Origin of the sequence: Bacillus salipaludis (genome assembly GCF_030938565.1) — a bacterium.
GTDB lineage: Bacteria > Bacillota > Bacilli > Bacillales > Cytobacillaceae > Neobacillus > Neobacillus salipaludis_A.
In genome coordinates this window covers 4759916-4778813 of the sequence record NZ_JAVGVR010000001.1, presented here as the reverse complement: position 1 = coordinate 4778813, position 18898 = coordinate 4759916, and the positions used below count along the sequence as shown (strand labels likewise).

The 18898-nt window shown below is 39.4% G+C and carries 18 protein-coding genes and 2 other annotated features; of the genes, 15 read left to right on the top strand and 3 right to left on the bottom strand.

Features of this window, described 5'->3' with window-relative positions:
• Positions 1 to 2: 2 nt before the first annotated feature.
• On the bottom strand, positions 3 to 1286 hold the full coding sequence (bcbE, locus tag RCG21_RS23620) for a bacillibactin exporter BcbE (protein WP_133338054.1): 1284 nt from the start codon (positions 1284 to 1286) through the stop codon (positions 3 to 5).
• Between the two features lie 182 nt (positions 1287 to 1468).
• Positions 1469 to 1725, top strand: a binding site (T-box leader).
• 37 nt (positions 1726 to 1762) lie between these two features.
• Positions 1763 to 2038, top strand: a binding site (T-box leader).
• Positions 2039 to 2106: 68 nt separating this feature from the next.
• Here bcbE and trpE point away from each other — a divergent pair.
• The 13 genes from trpE (at position 2107) to odhB (ending at position 16722) form a co-directional block, all read left to right on the top strand.
• Complete coding sequence (gene trpE / locus RCG21_RS23615) at positions 2107 to 3495, top strand: anthranilate synthase component I (protein WP_133338052.1); 1389 nt, start codon at positions 2107 to 2109, stop codon at positions 3493 to 3495.
• Positions 3492 to 4103, top strand: a complete 612-nt coding sequence (locus RCG21_RS23610; protein WP_308913853.1) for an anthranilate synthase component II — start codon at positions 3492 to 3494, stop codon at positions 4101 to 4103. Before trpE ends, RCG21_RS23610 begins: the two co-directional genes overlap by 4 nt.
• Positions 4075 to 5100 (top strand): anthranilate phosphoribosyltransferase, encoded by a 1026-nt coding sequence (gene trpD, locus RCG21_RS23605; RefSeq protein ID WP_133338048.1) that lies wholly within the window; start codon positions 4075 to 4077, stop codon positions 5098 to 5100. Before RCG21_RS23610 ends, trpD begins: the two co-directional genes overlap by 29 nt.
• The gene (gene trpC, locus RCG21_RS23600) at positions 5101 to 5892 is read left to right on the top strand and encodes an indole-3-glycerol phosphate synthase TrpC (RefSeq protein ID WP_133338046.1); all 792 of its coding nucleotides are present in this window, start codon (positions 5101 to 5103) and stop codon (positions 5890 to 5892) included.
• Complete coding sequence (locus tag RCG21_RS23595; RefSeq protein WP_133338044.1) at positions 5889 to 6515, top strand: phosphoribosylanthranilate isomerase; 627 nt, start codon at positions 5889 to 5891, stop codon at positions 6513 to 6515. Before trpC ends, RCG21_RS23595 begins: the two co-directional genes overlap by 4 nt.
• Positions 6512 to 7717, top strand: coding sequence for a tryptophan synthase subunit beta (trpB, locus tag RCG21_RS23590; protein WP_308913852.1), 1206 nt, complete (start codon positions 6512 to 6514; stop codon positions 7715 to 7717). The genes RCG21_RS23595 and trpB overlap by 4 nt, the downstream gene beginning before the upstream one ends.
• Positions 7714 to 8496 carry a tryptophan synthase subunit alpha gene (gene trpA, locus RCG21_RS23585; RefSeq protein WP_133338040.1) on the top strand — a complete coding sequence of 261 codons (783 nt, stop codon included), beginning with the start codon at positions 7714 to 7716 and terminating at the stop codon, positions 8494 to 8496. Before trpB ends, trpA begins: the two co-directional genes overlap by 4 nt.
• Before the next feature lie 212 nt (positions 8497 to 8708).
• Entirely contained in the window at positions 8709 to 9788 is a 1080-nt protein-coding gene (gene mnmH / locus RCG21_RS23580; protein ID WP_133338038.1) for a tRNA 2-selenouridine(34) synthase MnmH, read from the top strand.
• 378 nt (positions 9789 to 10166) lie between these two features.
• Complete coding sequence (locus RCG21_RS23575; protein WP_268884128.1) at positions 10167 to 10292, top strand: hypothetical protein; 126 nt, start codon at positions 10167 to 10169, stop codon at positions 10290 to 10292.
• 36 nt (positions 10293 to 10328) lie between these two features.
• Positions 10329 to 11006: a response regulator transcription factor gene (locus RCG21_RS23570; RefSeq protein WP_026576557.1), complete on the top strand. Its 678-nt coding sequence runs from the start codon at positions 10329 to 10331 to the stop codon at positions 11004 to 11006.
• Positions 11003 to 12403 carry a HAMP domain-containing sensor histidine kinase gene (locus tag RCG21_RS23565; RefSeq protein WP_133338036.1) on the top strand — a complete coding sequence of 467 codons (1401 nt, stop codon included), beginning with the start codon at positions 11003 to 11005 and terminating at the stop codon, positions 12401 to 12403. Before RCG21_RS23570 ends, RCG21_RS23565 begins: the two co-directional genes overlap by 4 nt.
• 208 nt (positions 12404 to 12611) lie before the next feature.
• Positions 12612 to 15461, top strand: coding sequence for a 2-oxoglutarate dehydrogenase E1 component (locus RCG21_RS23560; protein ID WP_133338034.1), 2850 nt, complete (start codon positions 12612 to 12614; stop codon positions 15459 to 15461).
• Positions 15454 to 16722 (top strand): 2-oxoglutarate dehydrogenase complex dihydrolipoyllysine-residue succinyltransferase, encoded by a 1269-nt coding sequence (gene odhB, locus RCG21_RS23555; protein WP_133338032.1) that lies wholly within the window; start codon positions 15454 to 15456, stop codon positions 16720 to 16722. The genes RCG21_RS23560 and odhB overlap by 8 nt, the downstream gene beginning before the upstream one ends.
• A 61-nt stretch (positions 16723 to 16783) precedes the next feature.
• Here odhB and sda read toward each other — a convergent pair whose 3' ends face one another.
• Entirely contained in the window at positions 16784 to 16909 is a 126-nt protein-coding gene (sda, locus tag RCG21_RS23550) for a sporulation histidine kinase inhibitor Sda (RefSeq protein WP_371261560.1), read from the bottom strand.
• Between the two features lie 182 nt (positions 16910 to 17091).
• Here sda and RCG21_RS23545 point away from each other — a divergent pair, with 182 nt between their 5' ends.
• Positions 17092 to 17862, top strand: coding sequence for a VOC family protein (locus RCG21_RS23545; protein ID WP_133338030.1), 771 nt, complete (start codon positions 17092 to 17094; stop codon positions 17860 to 17862).
• Positions 17863 to 17954: 92 nt separating this feature from the next.
• Entirely contained in the window at positions 17955 to 18158 is a 204-nt protein-coding gene (locus tag RCG21_RS23540; RefSeq protein WP_133338072.1) for a DUF6501 family protein, read from the top strand.
• 87 nt (positions 18159 to 18245) lie between these two features.
• Here RCG21_RS23540 and RCG21_RS23535 read toward each other — a convergent pair whose 3' ends face one another.
• Complete coding sequence (locus RCG21_RS23535) at positions 18246 to 18809, bottom strand: YhcN/YlaJ family sporulation lipoprotein (protein WP_133338028.1); 564 nt, start codon at positions 18807 to 18809, stop codon at positions 18246 to 18248.
• Positions 18810 to 18898 lie beyond the last annotated feature (89 nt).

Sequence of the window (18898 nt, the reverse complement as noted above, 5' to 3'; positions counted from 1 at the left end):
GGTTATTTCTGCCCCTCCGCCTCCGGCTTAATCGCCATTAAAGCAACAATTGCAGCAATGATGCTTAGCCCGCTTAGCAAAATAAAAATCCAATGATTGGACTGCTTCATGAGCAAGGCGATCAGTGGAGGACCGACAGCCACCCCAATAAATCTCATCGAATTATAAATCGAAGTAATTGTTCCACGTTCTTTTTTCTCAATTCCTTCGGTAATTAAAGCATCCAAACAAGGAAGCCCGGCTCCAATTCCTACTCCGCTAATTAAAAACATAGTAATCATGAACCATAACTTTATCGAGAACCAAAGAGCGGCAATGGACAAAGCTGCAGCCACAATTCCGCCAAACGTTAACCATTTCATTAAAACTTTATTTTCTTTAATGATTTTTCCTGAAATAAAAGATGATAAGCAAAGGGCGCCAAGTGGTAATGCTAAAAAGAACCCTTTTTTCAAGTCGTGAATCCCATATTCTTTTTCGAAAATTTCCGAAAGATAAAACAGAATTCCAAATAGAATAAGCATTAAGATTCCGCCAATAAAGAAAATGGCATATAACCACTTTCCTTCCTGGGTAAAGGTTTTCTTTACATTTTGGAAAAATTGTTTAAACGGAATTGGTTTTTGAGTTGATTTAGGACACTTAACTAAAAATATCATTAGAATCACGGAAATCCCGCAAAATACCGGAAAAGAGAAAAATGGTAAAAACCAGATGAAACCGGCTAAAAAAGCTCCCAAAATCGGGCTTAACACCTTCCCAAAGGTATTGGATGTTTCAATCAGCCCGAGGCAGCTGCTGACGTCATCGTCATTTTTAAACATGTCTCCTACTAGTGGCATGACAATAGGTGCTGCACCTGCAGCACCAACCCCTTGCAGGGAGCGCCCAAGTAAGATGAGCCAATACGCATTGTCAAATTTCCAAGCGGCCCATCCTGAAATTATTCCGCCAATACCAGCAATGATGAGGCTGGGAATAATGACTTTTTTTCTGCCGATGTGATCGGACAAGTAACCTGCGACAGGTATTAAAAAAATGGCAACGATTGAGTAAACCGTTATAACCATACTCGTTTGAAACGAAGAAATATTTAATTTTTTTTCCATTGCAGGCAAAACAGGTATTAACATGGAATTCCCTAATGTCATCACCAATGGAATGGAGGAAAGAGAAACAATGGCCCACTTTTGCTTCGATATTTCACCGGACTTTTTTTTCCCGGATGATGATGATTTTTTTTTCACTGCCCGTGGACTTGGGCAAATTTGCTCGATATGTTCCATTACCCTTCTATCCCGCCTTCATAATGTGCTACTGTTAATATTGGCTTATTTGACCCAAAATAATTAGGGACCCAAAATCCTTTAAATGGAATTAGACCAGCGATTCAATTTCGAAAATTCCAAAATTGATGGTTGACAAACGGTTGGAAAGTGATTATCATTAAAAACAATTAATAAAGATTGATACGGCATTGATGAAGAGTAGTAACTTTTACGGATTCTTTAGAGAGCTGATGGATGGTGCGAATCAGTGAATACGTAATGGTGAATGGACTTCTGAGCCCCAAACCGAACCCCAAAATGGCGTAGTAGGCTTTGGCGGAAATCTCATCGTTACATGAGACAGATATTCAAGCAGTTTTCAACCTGCTTCGATATCGGTAAAGTGAGCTAATTTTTTAGCTAATGAAGGTGGCACCACGGGTCTCTCGTCCTTTTTGGATGGGAGGCCCTTTTTGTTTTGAAAAAATTAATATTGAAAATCGTTAAGCAAGAGGAGTACACATTTTTGATTCTTTCCAGAGAGCCGGGGAGGGTGAGAGCCCGGTAAGAGGAAATTTGTGGAATGGACTTGCGAGATGCAGTTTGAACGCTGGAAGCGAAAATGCTTTCTTAGATCAGTAGGACTGCACGGAGTTCCACCGTTATAAGGATAGGATATCGGACGAATATGTCCTGTATCTGAAAGAGGAGACAGGTTGTGAACCTGTTTCAAACGGAGGTGGCACCGCGGTTTAAGAATCGCCCTCTATGGATGCATGAAATTTTAAAATGCATCCATAGAGGGCGATTTTTTTTATTTTGAAAGGAGCGCAATGGAATGAAAACAAAAAGTAACTTTTTGGTTCAGGAACTAAAAGGAGACACCCTGACACCGATCTCTATATTAAAAAAAATAAGCGGCAGAAAGAAATTTTTATTAGAGAGTTCCCATAAATATAATGACTCCGGACGTTATTCCTTTATTGGAGCGGATCCTGCACTGGAATTAATTGCAACAGGTAATCAAGCTCAATTAATAAAACGCAATGGCGAAGAAACAATCCTTCAAGGAAATCCCTTAGAGATTTTAAAAAGACTGCTCCCAAAAATGGAAATGAATGATACTCCTTTTCCATTTATCGGGGGGGCTGTCGGGTATGTTGGCTATGATATCGTCCGGCAGTATGAAGATATTGGCCCAAGCTTAGAAAATAGCTTAAATATGCCTGATGTCCATTTGATGTTTTACGAAGAATTAATTGTCTTTGATCACCTTCAGGAAAAAGTAACGGTTTGCGGCTTGCCGATTTTAGAGGAATCTGATCCGGTTCAAATTGAAAAAAGAATTATGGAAAGAGTTGAAGAGTTAAAACAACCTGATTATTTTCTTGAAGAGGAACCCTGCCAGTTTAACGGTTATGAGTCAGAGACAACGAAGGAGACTTTTATCAATAATGTGAAAAAGGCAAAGGAACATATCCTTGCCGGAGATATTTTTCAGGTTGTCCTTTCAAGGCGGATGAAGTCAGCATTTCAGGGAACGCCATTATCCGTATACCGTAAACATCGTGCGAATAATCCGACTCCTTATATGTTTTATATTGATTTTGAACCATACACGGTCATTGGTTCTTCGCCGGAAAGTTTGATTAAGGTTAGAGGAAAACAGGTGATCGCAAATCCGATTGCCGGGACAAAAAGAAGAGGAACAAGTCCTGAAGATGATCAATTAATTGAAAAAGAACTGTTGGCAGATGAAAAAGAATTAGCTGAACATAAAATGCTTGTCGATCTTGGAAGAAATGATCTTGGCAGGGTTTGCGAATTTGGAACTGTTACAGTTGATAAATATATGGCTGTTGAAAAATTTCGCCATGTCATCCATTTGGTTTCAGAAATCAGTGGACAATTAACTTCCCAAAACGAAGCTCTTGATGCATTGGCAGCATGCCTGCCGGCTGGAACAGTTTCAGGGGCACCCAAAATTAGAGCAATGGAAATCATAAATTCCTTAGAAGAATCGAAGCGCGGTCTTTATTCCGGAGCGATCGGATATCTTTCCGCAAACGGTAATATGGATTTTGCCTTAGCAATTAGGACGATGATTTTGAAAGAGGGAAATGCCTATATTCAGGCCGGCGCAGGCATCGTTCACGACTCTAATCCTGAGTCCGAATACGAGGAGACTGTAAATAAATTGAAATCATTTTTGGAGGGTGAAAAATGATTGTACTAATCGATAATTTTGATTCTTTTACATTTAACCTTTACCAATATCTTGGTGAATTGGGGGAAAAAGCAACTGTCATTCGTAATAATCAACTTACAATAGAGCAGCTGAAGGAGTTAAATCCTAAAACCATTATTCTTTCACCCGGGCCTGGCAGACCGGAGGATGCCGGGATTTGCATCGAAGTAATTAAGGAGTTTTATCAAAAGGTTCCTATTTTAGGTATTTGCCTTGGACATCAGGCGATTGGTTATGCTTTTGGGGCAAATATTACACGGGCTGATTCAATTAAGCATGGGAAAACGTCTTTTATCACACATAGCAGCTGTGGGCTATTTGAATACTTATCATCCCCATTAGAGGTGATGCGCTATCACTCGTTAGTGATTGAAAAAAATAGTCTTCCAGAAGAATTTGAATCGGTTGCAATTTCGATGGATGACCAAGAGATAATGGCGATTAAGCACAGGCACTATCCGGTGTATGGGCTTCAGTTCCACCCTGAATCAATTGGGACACCAACTGGAAAAGGAATCCTTAAAAATTTCTTAAATGACATAGAAAGGATGAATCGTAATGAAAAATTATTTACTCCAATTAGCTGAAAAAAAATCGTTCACTGAAAACGAAATGAAAGAAGCAATTGACAATATCCTCTGTGAGGAAGTATCAGAAAGTGAGATTGCCGCCTTTTTAATGGGGTTAAAGTCAAAAGGAGAAACAGTGGAAGAAATCACCGGTATTGTAAGGGCATTGAAGGAAAATACCCTAAGCTTTAAAAAGAAGTTTCCGAATGTTCTGGATAATTGTGGGACAGGAGGCGACGGATCATCAAGTTTTAATGTTAGTACCACCTCTGCTTTTGTAATTGCCGGAGCGGGAATACCGGTTGCCAAGCATGGAAATAGAAGTATTTCTAGCAAAACAGGAAGTGCGGATGTTCTGGAGAAGCTCGGAATCAATTTAGATTTAGCACCAGAACGAATCGAAGAAGTGATAGATGAGGTGGGCATTGCTTTTTTGTTTGCCCCAAATGTCCATCCAAAACTTAAAAAAATTGGGCTGGTTCGTAAGCAGTTAAGAATTCCAACGGTGTTTAACTTTATTGGACCACTAACCAATCCGATTGATTTAGATTTTCAATTATTAGGGGTTTACCGACGCGACTTGCTGCCGGTGTTTGCGGAAGTGCTGCACAAACTGGGCCGGAAGCGGGCAATTGTCTTAAATGGTGCCGGGTATATGGACGAAGCATCCTTACAGGGCGAAAATCATTTAAGTATTTTAGAAAATGGCAAGATCACAAAATTTACTTTTTCACCAGAGGAAGTTGGGCTTCCACATTATGATAACAGCGAGATAAAGGGCGGAGACTCGAGGGAAAATGCCGAAATCTTAGTGCGAGTACTAAAAGGGGAAAAAGGGGCTTACCGGGATACAGTATTATTGAACGCTGGCCTTGGAATCTATACAACTGGAAAGGCTGTCTCCATTCAGGACGGCATCAATCAAGCTAGAGAGGTAATAGATTCAGGCGCCGCTTACGAGAAACTTCAACAATTAATTGAGAAAACTGCAACAGGGCAGAGGGAGGCAATCTAAATGGGAACGATATTAGACCGGATTATTGAACAAAAAAAACAGGAGCTTCCGATTCTTCAAGAGTCGAGACCAAACCTTCCTCCCTTTTTAGAGGATAGAAAATCTTTCATTCGTAAGCTAGAGAAGGCGGAGGAAATTTCAATTATAGCAGAATTTAAACGTGCTTCACCGTCAAAAGGCATCATCAACCAAGCACTTACTCCAGCAGAACAGGCGAGGCAATACGAACGTTCCGGCGCCTCTGCCATCTCGGTTTTAACCGATCAAACTTTCTTTCAAGGTGCCTTTTCGGACTTGAAATCAGTAAGGGAAGCAGTAGAACTGCCGATCCTTTGTAAGGATTTCATGATTGATCCAGTTCAAATTGATCATGCTGCCGCAAATGGGGCTGACATCATTTTATTAATTGTTGCTGCACTGGATGAGAACAAACTAATGCAACTTCATCAATATGCAACAAGCCTCGGATTAGAAATCTTAGTAGAAGTCCATAACCTGGAGGAGTTGCAAACCGCCCTAAAATTAGGTGTAAAACTTATTGGAGTTAATAATAGGGATTTAAAGACTTTTAATGTGTCTCTTGAAGTAACAGAAAACTTGGCAGCACTCGTTAAAGAAAGTGGAGCGTTCCTTATCAGTGAAAGCGGCATCCATTCAATCGAAGATGTTGTTAGAGTTAGAAAAGCAGGTGCGAACGGTATTCTAGTCGGGGAAGCATTAATGGTCAGCACAGATGTAAATCAATCATTGGTTAATTTTCGTCTTCCTCTTGCACGAGGTGTGGAGCAATGAAGGTGAAAATATGCGGAATTCGTGACGCTGACACTGCACTAGCTGCTGTAGCCTATGGTGCAGATGCAATTGGCTTCGTTTTTGCAGAGAGTAAACGAAAAGTAGAACTTGAGAAGGCAAAGGACATCATTGAAAAACTGCCTTCTGAAGTTATGAAGGTCGGAGTGTTTGTCAATGAAACCTTGGAAGGAATAGAGAAGATTGCTAACTTCACTGGATTAACACATATCCAATTACACGGTGATGAAGCAGCATCGTTAAGTGAAAGATTGACATTACCGGTAATAAAGGCCGCAAGTATTGAAACGGACGAAACCCTCGAGGAGATTAAAAATTATCCGTGTGAATACCTCCTGCTTGATGGACCAAAAGGAAAGTACCGGGGGGGAAATGGAATAGCTTTTAATTGGAAAAACATTAATCTTGATATTCTTAAGGAAAAGAAAATTATTTTAGCCGGTGGATTGCATCAGGAGAATGTGGAGGAAGCAATCCAAACCATCCAGCCTGATATGGTTGATGTTTCAAGCGGAGTCGAAACAGACGGAAAGAAAGATCTTCAAAAAATTAAACTATTTATTGAAAAGGCAAAGGGAAGCCTTACGAGGAGGACAATAGTATGACAAGTTATACATTACCAAACGAAAAAGGACACTTCGGCATTTTTGGCGGAAGATTTGTCCCGGAAACACTAATGAAGGCTGTTACGGAACTAGAAGAAGCCTATAAAATTGCAAAAGGGGATCCATCTTTTCAGGAAGAGATTAATCAGCTTTTAAAGGATTATGTCGGCAGGGAGACACCGCTCTATTTTGCTGAAAGTCTAACGAAATATGCTGGCGGTGCAAAAATCTATCTAAAAAGAGAAGATTTAAATCATACAGGAGCCCACAAAATTAACAATGCGATTGGCCAGGCTCTTTTAGCAGTTCGAATGGGCAAACGAAAAATTGTTGCGGAAACAGGTGCCGGCCAGCATGGAGTAGCGACGGCAACGGTATGTGCACTGCTAAATCTTGATTGTATTATTTTTATGGGAGCGGAGGATATCAAACGCCAGGCACTAAATGTATATCGTATGGAATTACTGGGTGCAAAGGTAGTCAGTGTGACGACTGGAAGTTCAACCTTAAAGGATGCGGTAAATGAGGCGCTTCGCTACTGGGTGGCGAATGTTGACGATACTCACTATCTGTTAGGCTCTGTATCAGGTCCGCACCCGTTCCCGATGATTGTTCGTGATTTTCAAAGCGTGATTGGAAAGGAAACGAAACAGCAATTTTTTGAAAAAGAAGGTAAACTTCCGGAGGCAGTGGTTGCCTGTATTGGAGGTGGAAGCAATGCCATGGGAATGTTTTATCCATTTATTGAAAATGAAGAAGTTAAATTGTATGGAGTTGAAGCCGCAGGTCAGGGGATTGAAACCGGTTTTCATGCTGCTTCATTAACAAGCGGAAGTCCCGGCGTATTACATGGTGCACTTATGTATCTATTACAGGATGATGACGGACAAATTATCGAAGCTCACTCGATTTCTGCAGGTCTTGACTATCCTGGAATTGGGCCGGAACATAGCTATTTACATGAAAGCGGCCGTGCAATTTACAACTCGATTACCGACCAAGAGGCCCTTGATGCATTCCAGCTTTTATCAAAACTAGAGGGAATTATCCCTGCATTAGAAAGCTCTCATGCAGTTGCATTTTCAGTTAAACTTGCTGCTGAAATGAAAGAATCAGAACATCTGGTTGTTTGCTTGTCAGGGCGTGGGGATAAGGATGTTGATGCTGTCAGAGTAAGGTTAAAAGGGGGAAGGGAAAAATGAATCGAATTACACAAACATTTAATGAATTAAACAAGCAGAAAAGGAAAGCGTTTGTTCCTTATATAATGGCAGGGGACGGCGGCCTGGAGGTCCTTTGTGACCGCCTTATTACCCTAGAAAAATTGGGTGCTACGGCAATTGAAGTAGGAGTTCCTTTTTCCGATCCTGTTGCAGATGGTCCCACGATACAGCAGGCGGGGATTAGAGCGCTAGCAAATGGTACGACATTAAAGGGGATCATTGCAGAGATTGCTAAAGCAAGAGCACAGATTTCAGTCCCTATTGTTATGATGACCTACTTAAATCCAATCTACGCATACGGAATAGCTAAGTTTGTAGAGGATGTAAAAGTGGCGGGGGTGGACGGATGTATTATTCCTGATTTACCTGTAGAGGAAGAAGAAATCATTACGCCCTATTTAGAGGACGCTAAAATTGAGCTGATTCGGCTTGTTACGTTAACCACTCCAATTGACCGTATAAAGGCCATTTCATCAAAGGGCAATGGCTTCCTATATGCCGTAACGGTAAAGGGAATAACCGGAACAAGAAATGAGTACAATCAAGATTTGAATCAGTTCTTACACACGATCAAGGAAAACAGTCCAATCCCTGTTCTAGCTGGATTTGGAATATCAAATGAAACGCAAATAAAAGAAATTACTCCATACTGCGATGGAGTGATTGTCGGTAGTAAAATTGTTGATTTGTTAAATCAAAACAACTTGGCAGAATTAGAAACGCTTATGTCCGTATTAAAACTTGAATCTAAAATCTAGTCAAAAAGTCTGCTCTACGGAGTAGACTTTTCTTGTGAGAAAATAACAGTAATTACCGTTATCTTGATTGTGTTATATGAATTATATATAATAAGTAGGTATCCGAATTATTTAACAGCAAGGCTATGCGCCCGAAAACTTCCAGACCTGGAAGTTTGTTTTTTTTACCGTGTGTTTTTCAAATAGAATTTAAAATAAAGGAGTGGAAATAAATGAAGGAAATTCATGCTGAAGACTTTTCTAAATTAAAAAATCCTGTCATCATTGATGTCCGCTCACCAATTGAATTTAAGGATGGTGCTATTCCAGGAGCGATTAATGTCCCGTTATTTACTGATGAAGAGCGGGCTGTTATCGGTACTGTTTATAAGCAAGAAGGACAGGCAGTCGCAAAATGGAGAGCAATGGAATTCGTTTCTCCAAAGATTCCTGAAATGCTTCACAAAATAAAAGATTTAGCTTCGAACGGTGATGAATTAATCATTAACTGCTGGCGGGGTGGAATGCGCAGCAATGCTGTTGTCACTTTTTTGGAGTTTTCAGGAATTTACTCTTGGCGATTAGTCGGTGGCTATAAAGCATTTCGCCAATTTATTCTCAGTCAAATCCCAACGATGTTTCCTGAAAAAGCAGTTGTTTTACATGGATTAACCGGAGTCGGTAAAACCGTCATTCTAAAAAATTTAAACAGGAAAGGTTATCCTGTCCTTGACCTTGAAGAAATGGCGGGGCATCGCGGTTCCATTTTTGGAACGATTGGACTTAGTGATGGGCATAATCAAAAAACATTCGATTCGTTGCTTTATAAAGGGCTAAAGGAAATAAAAGGGTCTTCGTATTTCTTAATTGAGGCCGAAAGCAAACGAATTGGAAAAGCGGTACAACCCGAAGAATTAATGGAGAAAAAACGTCAAGGTATCAATTTTTATATTCATTCTCCAATCGAACAGAGGATAAATCTCTTGATCGACGAATATGTTACTCCGTATAAGGATGAACCATGGTACGATGAAAAGATTCAAGAAGGTCTTGATAAAGTACTGCGTCGTGTGACGAATGCAGATACTAAAAATGGACTTATTGATGCTTTAAAAAACCATGATTATCCCAAATTAATTCAAGCTTTATTGGAACATTATTATGATCCAAGGTATGACCATAAGCGTTATGAATATGAAGGCGATTTTATCGATATTCCCGCTGAAAATCCGGACGAAGCAGCGGATCGGATCATCACTCATCTTGATACTCTCACCTTCAAAGGAAAGAAAGCGATGGAGCCTCTTTTCTAATCTAATCTTAATGTTTTTTTCATCAAACCTTCTATTTGCTGCTTTATGATGAACTTGTATGGATAAGAATCGGGGACATAACAATTTGATCGGTACAATTTATATCATTCTTGCTTTGGCGGTTAGTTATGCTGCTAAGTAGCCGCTTAACCAAAATGAGAGTTCCCACTATTGCACATGCTATAAAGGCATGTGTTTTTCTGTTATTTATAGAGGGAATGATTATTTTATTAGCAAATTCTCATTTTCCTTTCATTATGCTTTAAATTTCTAAAGGTATGATAGGAATAGATGTTCCATTTATAAGCGTATTGACTATTGACCATTCCTGCCATTGATCATTCATTCGTTAATTCGATTAAAAAGGAGGGGTGTAACATGTGGGTACGACTATTAATTGTAGGATTCTTTTCTTTAAGTGCACTTTCCCTCATGTCTTTCCAATCAATTGAGATTGTGCATGCAGTCATGAATTTTCTTCAAGATAAACATCAGTTAAAATAAAAGTATATGTCAAATTTATATGCGAGCGTGGAATAGATGCCAAGAATTTTAATCATTGAAGATGAAAAAAATTTATCAAGGTTTATCGAGCTTGAATTAAAGTATGAGGGTTATGAAACCATGGTTTGTTCTGACGGACGGAGCGGTTTGCAGGCCGCTTTGTCTGAAAATTGGGATGCCATCCTGCTGGATTTAATGCTGCCTGAATTAAATGGAGTGGAAGTATGCCGCAGAATCAGGCAAACAAATAAAACCCTGCCGATTATTATGATTACAGCGAGGGACAGTGTCCTTGATCGTGTTTCCGGGTTGGACAGCGGTGCAGATGATTATTTAATCAAACCTTTTGCAATTGAAGAACTGCTGGCGCGTCTCAGGTCTGTGCTCAGAAGAACGGAAGCCTTAACTTCCGCTGGCTTAACTATTTTAACCTTTAAAGATCTCACTGTTGAAATTGAATCCTGTGTTGTCAGGAAAGGTGATAAGGTTATTAATTTGACGAAACGGGAATATGATTTGCTGGTGATTTTTATGAGCAATATCAATATCGTCTTGACAAGGGAAGTTCTTTTAAATAAGGTTTGGGGCTATAATACCGGTGTCGAGACAAATGTTGTTGATGTCTATGTCCGATATTTACGTACAAAAATTGATGATGATCATGAGGGAAGCTATATCCAAACAGTTCGCGGTACGGGATATGTTATGAGATGATCAAAAAACTTAAATTTTATTTAAACAAGCCTTCATGGCAAAACAAGCTCGTCCTAAGCGGTTCTACAGCTATTTTTTTTACTTTCTTTTTATTTAGTTTTTTGGAATATCATACGGTTTCAAAATGGATGATGAACCGGGAAGAAATTGCTGTAAATCGGACAATCACTGATTTAAAAACATATTTCAAGGAAAAAGCAGACTCATTAACACGCGAAGATATAAAAAATAGTAGAGATTTTTTACGAAAAATGAATGATAAGGACCAACTAATCCGGGTCTATGACCAAAAAGGAGAAGTAGTCGTTTCTGATAAGAATGGTAATTTCACCGTTTTGGAGCCGACTCCAATAAAATCTTCCTTGATTGAAAAAATTTCGGCTGAGGGAAAAGAAGCCATTGTTGCGAGGTCTCCGATAAAAGGTTCAAATTTTGAAGGAACCATTGAAATTGTCCGTCAATTAAACAACTATCAAAAAATGATGGACCATTTTTTCTGGGTAATGACCATTTTTGGGATGGCAGCCATTTTATTTAGTGCCATCAGTGGATTTTTCCTAGCTAGACAGCTCCTGACTCCTGTCCGTGATTTAACAGGTGCGATGAAAAGAATTAAAGAAAATGGGTTTCAGGGACGAATGGAAGTATATAAACAAAATGATGAATTAACAGAACTTACAAATGTTTTTAATGAAATGATGGATGAAATTGAAACATCCTTCCTGCAACAAAAACAATTTGTTGAGGATGCATCTCATGAACTAAGGACTCCTGTTTCTATTTTAGAGGGGCATTTATCTTTATTAAATCGCTGGGGGAAAAAAGACCCCGCTATTCTGGATGAATCCTTACAGGCATCTCTTCAGGAGCTGGCTCGATTAAAAAAGCTTGTTGTGGATTTACTTGAATTAACGAGAGCAGGAAACCAGCGAAGTTTAAGTGGTGAAAAGGCAAATATCCCTGTTGTTATACAAAGAGTAGTCAAAAATCTTGAGGTCGTACATCCGGATTTCCAATTTATAATGGAACTCGAACCTGGACTGCCGCAAGTCCTTTTGTCAGAACAACATTTGCAGCAAGTGTTAATCATATTACTAGATAATTCCATTAAGTATTCGAAGGATAATCGAACCATTCAGATTTCCTGCCATCGGGTCGATAAAAAAGTCTTATTATCCGTTATTGACCACGGAATCGGGATACCTTCCGAACATGTGTCAGAGGTGTTTAATCGTTTCTACCGAATTGATAAGGCCCGAAGCCGAGAAAATGGAGGGACTGGATTGGGGTTATCGATTGCAAAGCAGTTGATTGAAAAAAATAATGGAACAATTGCGATTGAAAGTAAAGAAGGAATTGGGACGAAGGTAAACATTCTTCTTCCTGCTGCAGTTTGAAAAAAAATTTTTTTTGGGGCCGATTTTTCGATCCTTTTCTTTTGAATAGCTGACGAGAGAGGTTTATAATGCTATAGTAGTCAAGTTACTACTATTTGCATGGGGAAAAATATTAAAATGATTTTTTATTTGACGCTGTTTTTTTTTGTGAATGGGTAATAGTAATAAAGACTATGAAAATAAGGTTTTGATTGGAGGGGAATATAGAATGAACAGACCAAATGTAGACAAAAAAGCTTATTTGGAGAGTTTTTTTGGCCCCAATCTTGGATATGTTATTGAGCAATTTGAAAATTATCAACAAAATCCCGAATCCATTGATCCGGAAATGAGATTGCTATTTGAGCAAATGAATGAAGCTGATTTTTCACTTTTGCAGGATAATGTTCAGGTTGTTCCTGAAACAAGGTCGGTTCAAACAGAAAAAATATTAGCAGCCGTTAAGCTTGCGGAAAATATCCGTGGATATGGTCATCTTGCTGCTAGTATTTATCCTTTAGGAAATAAAAGGGAGGAAGTCGAATTAATTGATCCCGCTTATTACGGGCTTAGTGTGGAAGATTTAAAAGCAATGTCAGCTAACATTATGTTAACCAATTCACCGGCAGCAATTAAAACGGCATATGATGCCTACCTTTGGCTAAAGGAAATCTACACAAAGTCGATTGCTTATGAGTATGACCACGTACATAATGTCGAGGAAAAAAATTGGCTTCGTGATAAAATCGAAAAAGGAAATCTCCACAGCAATTTAACAAACGAGAAAAAGTTAAAAATCACTAACCGGTTAATTGAAGTGGATGCTTTTGAAAAATTCCTTCATAAAACCTTCGTGGGTCAAAAAAGATTTTCAATTGAAGGCTTGGATACAATGGTTCCATTAATTGATGAAATCATTTCAGAAGCAGTGGTTGACGGTGCAGAAACAATTAATATCGGAATGGCCCACCGTGGCAGGCTGAATGTTCTTGCACATGTCCTTGGAAAACCGTATGAGATGATTTTTGCTGAGTTTCAGCATGCCCCTAATAAGGAACTTGTTCCTTCAGAAGGGTCAATTGGAATCAACTTTGGCTGGACAGGAGATGTGAAATATCATCTTGGTTTAAATCGCCAAATTACAGGTGAAAATTCAAAAAAGGCAAAAGTGACACTCGCCAATAACCCAAGCCATCTTGAATATGTTGGAGCTGTTGTTGAAGGATATACAAGAGCAGCACAGGATAATAGAAAAGAACCAGGCTATCCGGTTGAAAACTTGAAGGCTTCGCTTGCGATCTTAATCCACGGGGATGCGGCATTTCCTGGAGAAGGCATTGTAGCGGAAACATTAAATCTTAGCCGATTAAATGGATATCGGACCGGTGGTACTATTCACATTATTTCTAACAACACGATCGGATTTACAACCGAATCTCGTGATTCCAGGTCTACTCGATATGCAAGTGACTTGGCAAAAGGATTTGAAATTCCAATTTTACACGTAAACGGTGACGATCCGGAAGCGGTTCTTGAAGCTGCTGCTTTAGCGGCTGAATATCGCTCAGTATTTCAAAAAGACTTCCTAATTGACTTAGTTGGATATAGACGATTTGGACATAACGAAATGGATGAGCCGATGACAACTAGTCCGCAAATGTATACATTAATTCACAAACATCCGGTTATTAAGGATTTATACGCCGATAAACTTATAGCGGCGGGAATTCTTAAGGATGAAGAGTTTAAACAGATGGAGGCAGAAATTCAGGGGAAACTGCAAGCTGCCTATGAAAAAGTTTCAAAATATAAAGGTGAACATGAGACAGCGGAACCGGAGATTCCGGTATTCCTTGAAGAGGAGCCAACAATCGCAACAAGTGTTCCACAGGATCAGCTAAAACAAATCAATCACGAACTGCTTCAATGGCCATCTGATTTCAAAGTATTTAATAAACTAGAAAAGATTCTCAACCGACGCGTGGATGCATTTGAGGAGAATGGCAAGGTTGATTGGGCGTTGGCAGAAACATTGGCTTTTGCAACCATCTTAAAAGAGGGTACTCCTATCCGCATGACCGGTCAGGATTCCGAACGCGGTACTTTTGCGCACCGGAATTTAGTATTGCATGATTCTGTTACTGGAAAGACATTTTCTCCTCTTCATCAAATTTCTGATTCAAAAGCATCATTTGCTATTCATAATAGCCCGTTGACAGAAGCGGCAGTGGTTGGTTTCGAATATGGCTATAATATTTTCGCACCGGAAACTCTGGTGATTTGGGAAGCACAATATGGTGATTTTGCGAATGCAGCCCAGGTAATGTTCGACCAATTTATCGCTGCGGGAAGAGCAAAATGGGGACAGAAATCAGGCCTAGTTTTATTATTGCCTCATGGATATGAGGGACAGGGACCTGAACATTCCAGTGGTAGAGTAGAAAGATTTTTACAATTAGCTGCTGAAAAGAACTGGACGGTTGCCAACCTTACAAGTGCAGCACAATATTTTCACTTATTACGAAGACAAGCAGCACTGCTTTTAAAAGATGAGATTCGACCGCTTGTCATCATGTCACCAAAAAGTTTATTGAGGAATCCGCTGGTTTCTTCACCGGCGAGCGAATTAAGTACAGGCGAATTCAGACCGGTAATGGAACAATTTAACCGAGATGGTCAAGAGGATAAAGTAGAGCGAATTGTACTTTGTACCGGTAAAATTGCGATTGATTTAGCTGAGCAATTAAAAAATTACCCAGATAATGAATGGTTGCAAATTTTACGTTTAGAGGAAATTTACCCGTTCCCAACAGAAATTTTAAAAAATATTTTTAACCAATATAAAAATGTAAAAGAGATTTTCTGGATACAAGAGGAACCGAAAAATATGGGTGCCTGGTATTTTGTAGAACCGCGATTAAATGAAATCGCCACAAATGGTGTTCGTGTTCAATATATTGGTCGCAGAAGACGATCTAGCCCCGCAGAGGGAGATCCAAATGTTCATAAGCTTTATCAATCTAAAATTATAAATGCAGCATTAACGAGGGCAGAAGATGGAGGGTTAAACAATGGCTGAAATAAAAGTTCCCGAATTAGCAGAATCCATTAGTGAGGGTACAATTGCTAAATGGCTTAAAAATGTTGGTGAATTTGTAGAGAAGGGCGAATACCTAGTAGAACTCGAAACAGATAAGGTAAACGTGGAGATTATCTCTGACTATGCAGGAGTTTTAACGGAACAAAAATATGAAGAGGGAGATACGGTTAACGTTGGTGAAGCCATTGCAATCGTAAATGAAAACGCTACAGGTGCCGAAACAACTGCACCTTCAGAAGCGAAACCGGAAGCTGCGGCACAACCGAAGGCTCAACAACCGGTTATGGAATCTTCACAATCTGTTAATGCGAACCCTGCACCTGTTTCAGAAAATACAGAAGGGAACGGACAACGTCCGATTGCTTCCCCGGCAGCAAGAAAGCTGGCAAGGGAAAAGGGGATTGATTTACAGAGTGTTCCAACTGCTGACCCCCTTGGGCGGGTTCGCAAACAGGATGTATCATCCTATCAGCCAAATGCAGCAAAACCGGCTGCTAAAGCCGCGCCTGCTGCACCGGCAGTTGCACAAGATCCGACAAAACCAGTTTTACGTGAAAAAATGTCAAGACGCAGACAAACAATTGCTAAGCGCTTGTTGGAAGTTAGTCAATCAACTGCTATGCTTACAACCTTTAACGAAATTGATATGACTGCCGTCATGGACTTGAGAAAGCGAAGAAAAGATCGGTTCTTTGAGCAACACGATGTTCGACTTGGGTTTATGTCTTTCTTTACAAAAGCTGTAGTTGGAGCTTTGAAACAATTCCCGCTTCTTAATGCGGAAATTCAAGGAGAAGAACTGTTAATTAAACAGTTTTATGATATTGGTGTCGCTGTTTCCACTGAAGATGGCCTTATTGTTCCTGTTGTTCGTGATGCTGATCGTAAATCCTTTGCTGACATCGAAGGCAACATTGCTGAATTAGCGAAAAAGGCAAGAGACAATAAATTAGCGTTGAGTGACCTGCAGGGCGGTACCTTTACGATTACAAATGGCGGGGTATTTGGTTCCTTAATGTCCACTCCGATTTTAAACGGCCCGCAAGTAGGAATTTTGGGAATGCATAGTATCAAGCTTCGTCCGGTTGCCATTGATAAAGACAAAATGGAGAACCGCCCGATGATGTATATTGCGCTATCTTATGATCATCGAATTGTCGATGGAAAAGAGGCTGTAAGCTTCCTAGCCAAAGTGAAGGAAATGATTGAAGATCCGGAATCACTTCTTTTGGAAGGTTAATACTTTAAATTAGAAAACCGCCGAGAGTTCTCGGCGGTTTGTTACAATTTTAAATAGGAAATCAGCTTTTCTTAAACGGTCTCAATCCACGACGTTGAATTTCATCCTTCAAAATTTTGATCCATTCCTTTTCCTTACCAGACTTTAATGCATCCCGATATGACACAACCAACTGCTCGTTACTCATAATTTTCACCTTAAATGCCCCCTCGGAAAAATGGATTGAATATTCAGTTTTTATTATTGTAATGGTTTTCATTTAAAATGAAAACCCCTTAATCATAAAAATTTCTAACAAATTAATGAAAAGCATTTCAATAGAACCGCGATACGATTCACGTTAAAATAAAGACAAGTAATAGGAAGGTGATGATTGAGTTGTTACAATTGGATCATATTGTCCATTTTATAAATCGTAACCCTGACGAAGCTGTACTCGAGTGGGAGAAATATGGGCTAAAAGCCATTCGTGGGGGTAGTCATATTAACTGGGGTACCTATAATAGCTTACTGTATTTCGGATTATCGTATATTGAATATTTAGCAGTTGAAAATCCAGAGGTGGCAAACCAATCAGAGATTCCGTTAATATCGCAGCTCTTAAATGACAGCAAACAATTTGAAGGTTTTGGCCAGATTTGTTTCCGAACGAGTCATATTGTCAGGTTAAAGGAAGATTTAAAAACGAAAGGATATCATCCAACGGAAATTTTTGAAGGAAAAAGACTGCGGGATGATGGAGTAGAGATTTCATGGAAGATGTTGTTTATCCAGCAAGACGGACCGCTTCCCTATCCATTTTTCATTCAATGGAATCAGAGTGACCAAGAAAGATTGGAAGATCTAAAACGATCAGGAATGCTACCGTCCAGGCAGGAAAATCAATCAGTTAAATCAATTTCCTTTGTTGTTTCAAATGTTGCGCAAGTTGTTGCTGACTGGGCTCAATTGTTGGGCGTGCCAATAGAATCTAAAAATATAATAAAAGTGGGTAGAACCGACCTAGTTTTCCATGATAAAAAGAATAGTGAAATTTTGACGAACATTCACAAATTAAAAGGGGACAGACCTTTTCAGGTCGAAATAGACTCACCAATAGCGAGGGAACCAATTATCGTTTTTGGTGATAGTCTTAAGTAATTATTACGGCGAATAAAATACTAAGATGGTTGCGCATGCCCGCCGTGATTGATTATACTAGAAGATGGACAACAATGGAAAGGGTGGCCGCAATGATCCATTTAACATGGCGTGACCGTGAAACATTAAAAAAGGTAAAATGTGTACATACGGATGCCAAAAAATATATTGTTAATCGTGCTTTAACTGCCGGTAAAGAGTATGATGTAAAAAATGAAACAGAAGAATTTTATTACATCGTTGACAATACTGGTAAGGTTGGCGGATTTTACAAAGAATATTTCCAAGAAGTATAAAGAAATTAAGACATAGGCACAGCCTGAAGTCAGATTGAAAATTAGAAATGCCTGGCAATCGCCAGGCATTTTTGTAACAGAAGTTATTTAATCCTTTAAGTCTGGGAAGACGCGTCGAACTGCATCGGAAAATTCTTTAAAGAAGCCGGTTACCGGTCTGCCATCACGAATATCGCCAGCCCATTGATTCATTTGACCAAAAAAATCTGGATTGGCGGATATATATACATTGTCGATATCACGATCTACTGACTTCACCTTGTCAGAGATTTTATCTTCAAGATTATTCGTTAATTTATCATTTCCAGCCAATTTAACAGCTACATATGCATTATTATCAGAAGCAATTACAGTTGCTGAATCGACTTCGGAAAGGTCCGAAACCCGGTTTGCAGCATCGTCAGCGACGCTCATTCGATTACGATTATCGTTGTCATTACGAACATCTGTAACGTTATTTCGATTAAGTCTTGTATCAGAATTATCAACACCAGTTACCGCTGGTCCACCGTGAGGATTATAGTTTACCCTGGTTGGTTCGTTTACATTTCGATTTCGATTTGCCACATCGTCGTTGACATTATTTTTACCACACCCTGTTAAATAAAGACTAAAGACAAGGGAACCAATTAACAAAGCAGTCTTTTTCATGCTGTCCAAACACTCCTTTTTCTAAGTTGTTTCAAGGATAGCATTCCATTTATAAATAAAAATATTCAAGCGGTTATGACGAAAGAAAA

Excerpts from the sequence above, each read along its gene's own strand:
- trpA (WP_133338040.1), top strand. The coding sequence starts at position 7,714 with ATGAATCGAATTACACAAACATTTAATGAATTAAACAAGCAGAAAAGG.
- trpB (WP_308913852.1), top strand. The coding sequence starts at position 6,512 with ATGACAAGTTATACATTACCAAACGAAAAAGGACACTTCGGCATTTTT.
- RCG21_RS23575 (WP_268884128.1), top strand. The coding sequence starts at position 10,167 with ATGTGGGTACGACTATTAATTGTAGGATTCTTTTCTTTAAGTGCACTT.
- mnmH (WP_133338038.1), top strand. The coding sequence starts at position 8,709 with ATGAAGGAAATTCATGCTGAAGACTTTTCTAAATTAAAAAATCCTGTC.
- bcbE (WP_133338054.1), bottom strand. The coding sequence starts at position 1,286 with ATGGAACATATCGAGCAAATTTGCCCAAGTCCACGGGCAGTGAAAAAA.
- RCG21_RS23545 (WP_133338030.1), top strand. The coding sequence starts at position 17,092 with ATGATTGAGTTGTTACAATTGGATCATATTGTCCATTTTATAAATCGT.
- RCG21_RS23560 (WP_133338034.1), top strand. The coding sequence starts at position 12,612 with ATGAACAGACCAAATGTAGACAAAAAAGCTTATTTGGAGAGTTTTTTT.
- odhB (WP_133338032.1), top strand. The coding sequence starts at position 15,454 with ATGGCTGAAATAAAAGTTCCCGAATTAGCAGAATCCATTAGTGAGGGT.
- sda (WP_371261560.1), bottom strand. The coding sequence starts at position 16,909 with ATGAGTAACGAGCAGTTGGTTGTGTCATATCGGGATGCATTAAAGTCT.
- RCG21_RS23610 (WP_308913853.1), top strand. The coding sequence starts at position 3,492 with ATGATTGTACTAATCGATAATTTTGATTCTTTTACATTTAACCTTTAC.
- trpD (WP_133338048.1), top strand. The coding sequence starts at position 4,075 with ATGAAAAATTATTTACTCCAATTAGCTGAAAAAAAATCGTTCACTGAA.
- RCG21_RS23570 (WP_026576557.1), top strand. The coding sequence starts at position 10,329 with ATGCCAAGAATTTTAATCATTGAAGATGAAAAAAATTTATCAAGGTTT.
- trpC (WP_133338046.1), top strand. The coding sequence starts at position 5,101 with ATGGGAACGATATTAGACCGGATTATTGAACAAAAAAAACAGGAGCTT.
- RCG21_RS23540 (WP_133338072.1), top strand. The coding sequence starts at position 17,955 with ATGATCCATTTAACATGGCGTGACCGTGAAACATTAAAAAAGGTAAAA.
- trpE (WP_133338052.1), top strand. The coding sequence starts at position 2,107 with ATGAAAACAAAAAGTAACTTTTTGGTTCAGGAACTAAAAGGAGACACC.
- RCG21_RS23565 (WP_133338036.1), top strand. The coding sequence starts at position 11,003 with ATGATCAAAAAACTTAAATTTTATTTAAACAAGCCTTCATGGCAAAAC.
- RCG21_RS23535 (WP_133338028.1), bottom strand. The coding sequence starts at position 18,809 with ATGAAAAAGACTGCTTTGTTAATTGGTTCCCTTGTCTTTAGTCTTTAT.
- RCG21_RS23595 (WP_133338044.1), top strand. The coding sequence starts at position 5,889 with ATGAAGGTGAAAATATGCGGAATTCGTGACGCTGACACTGCACTAGCT.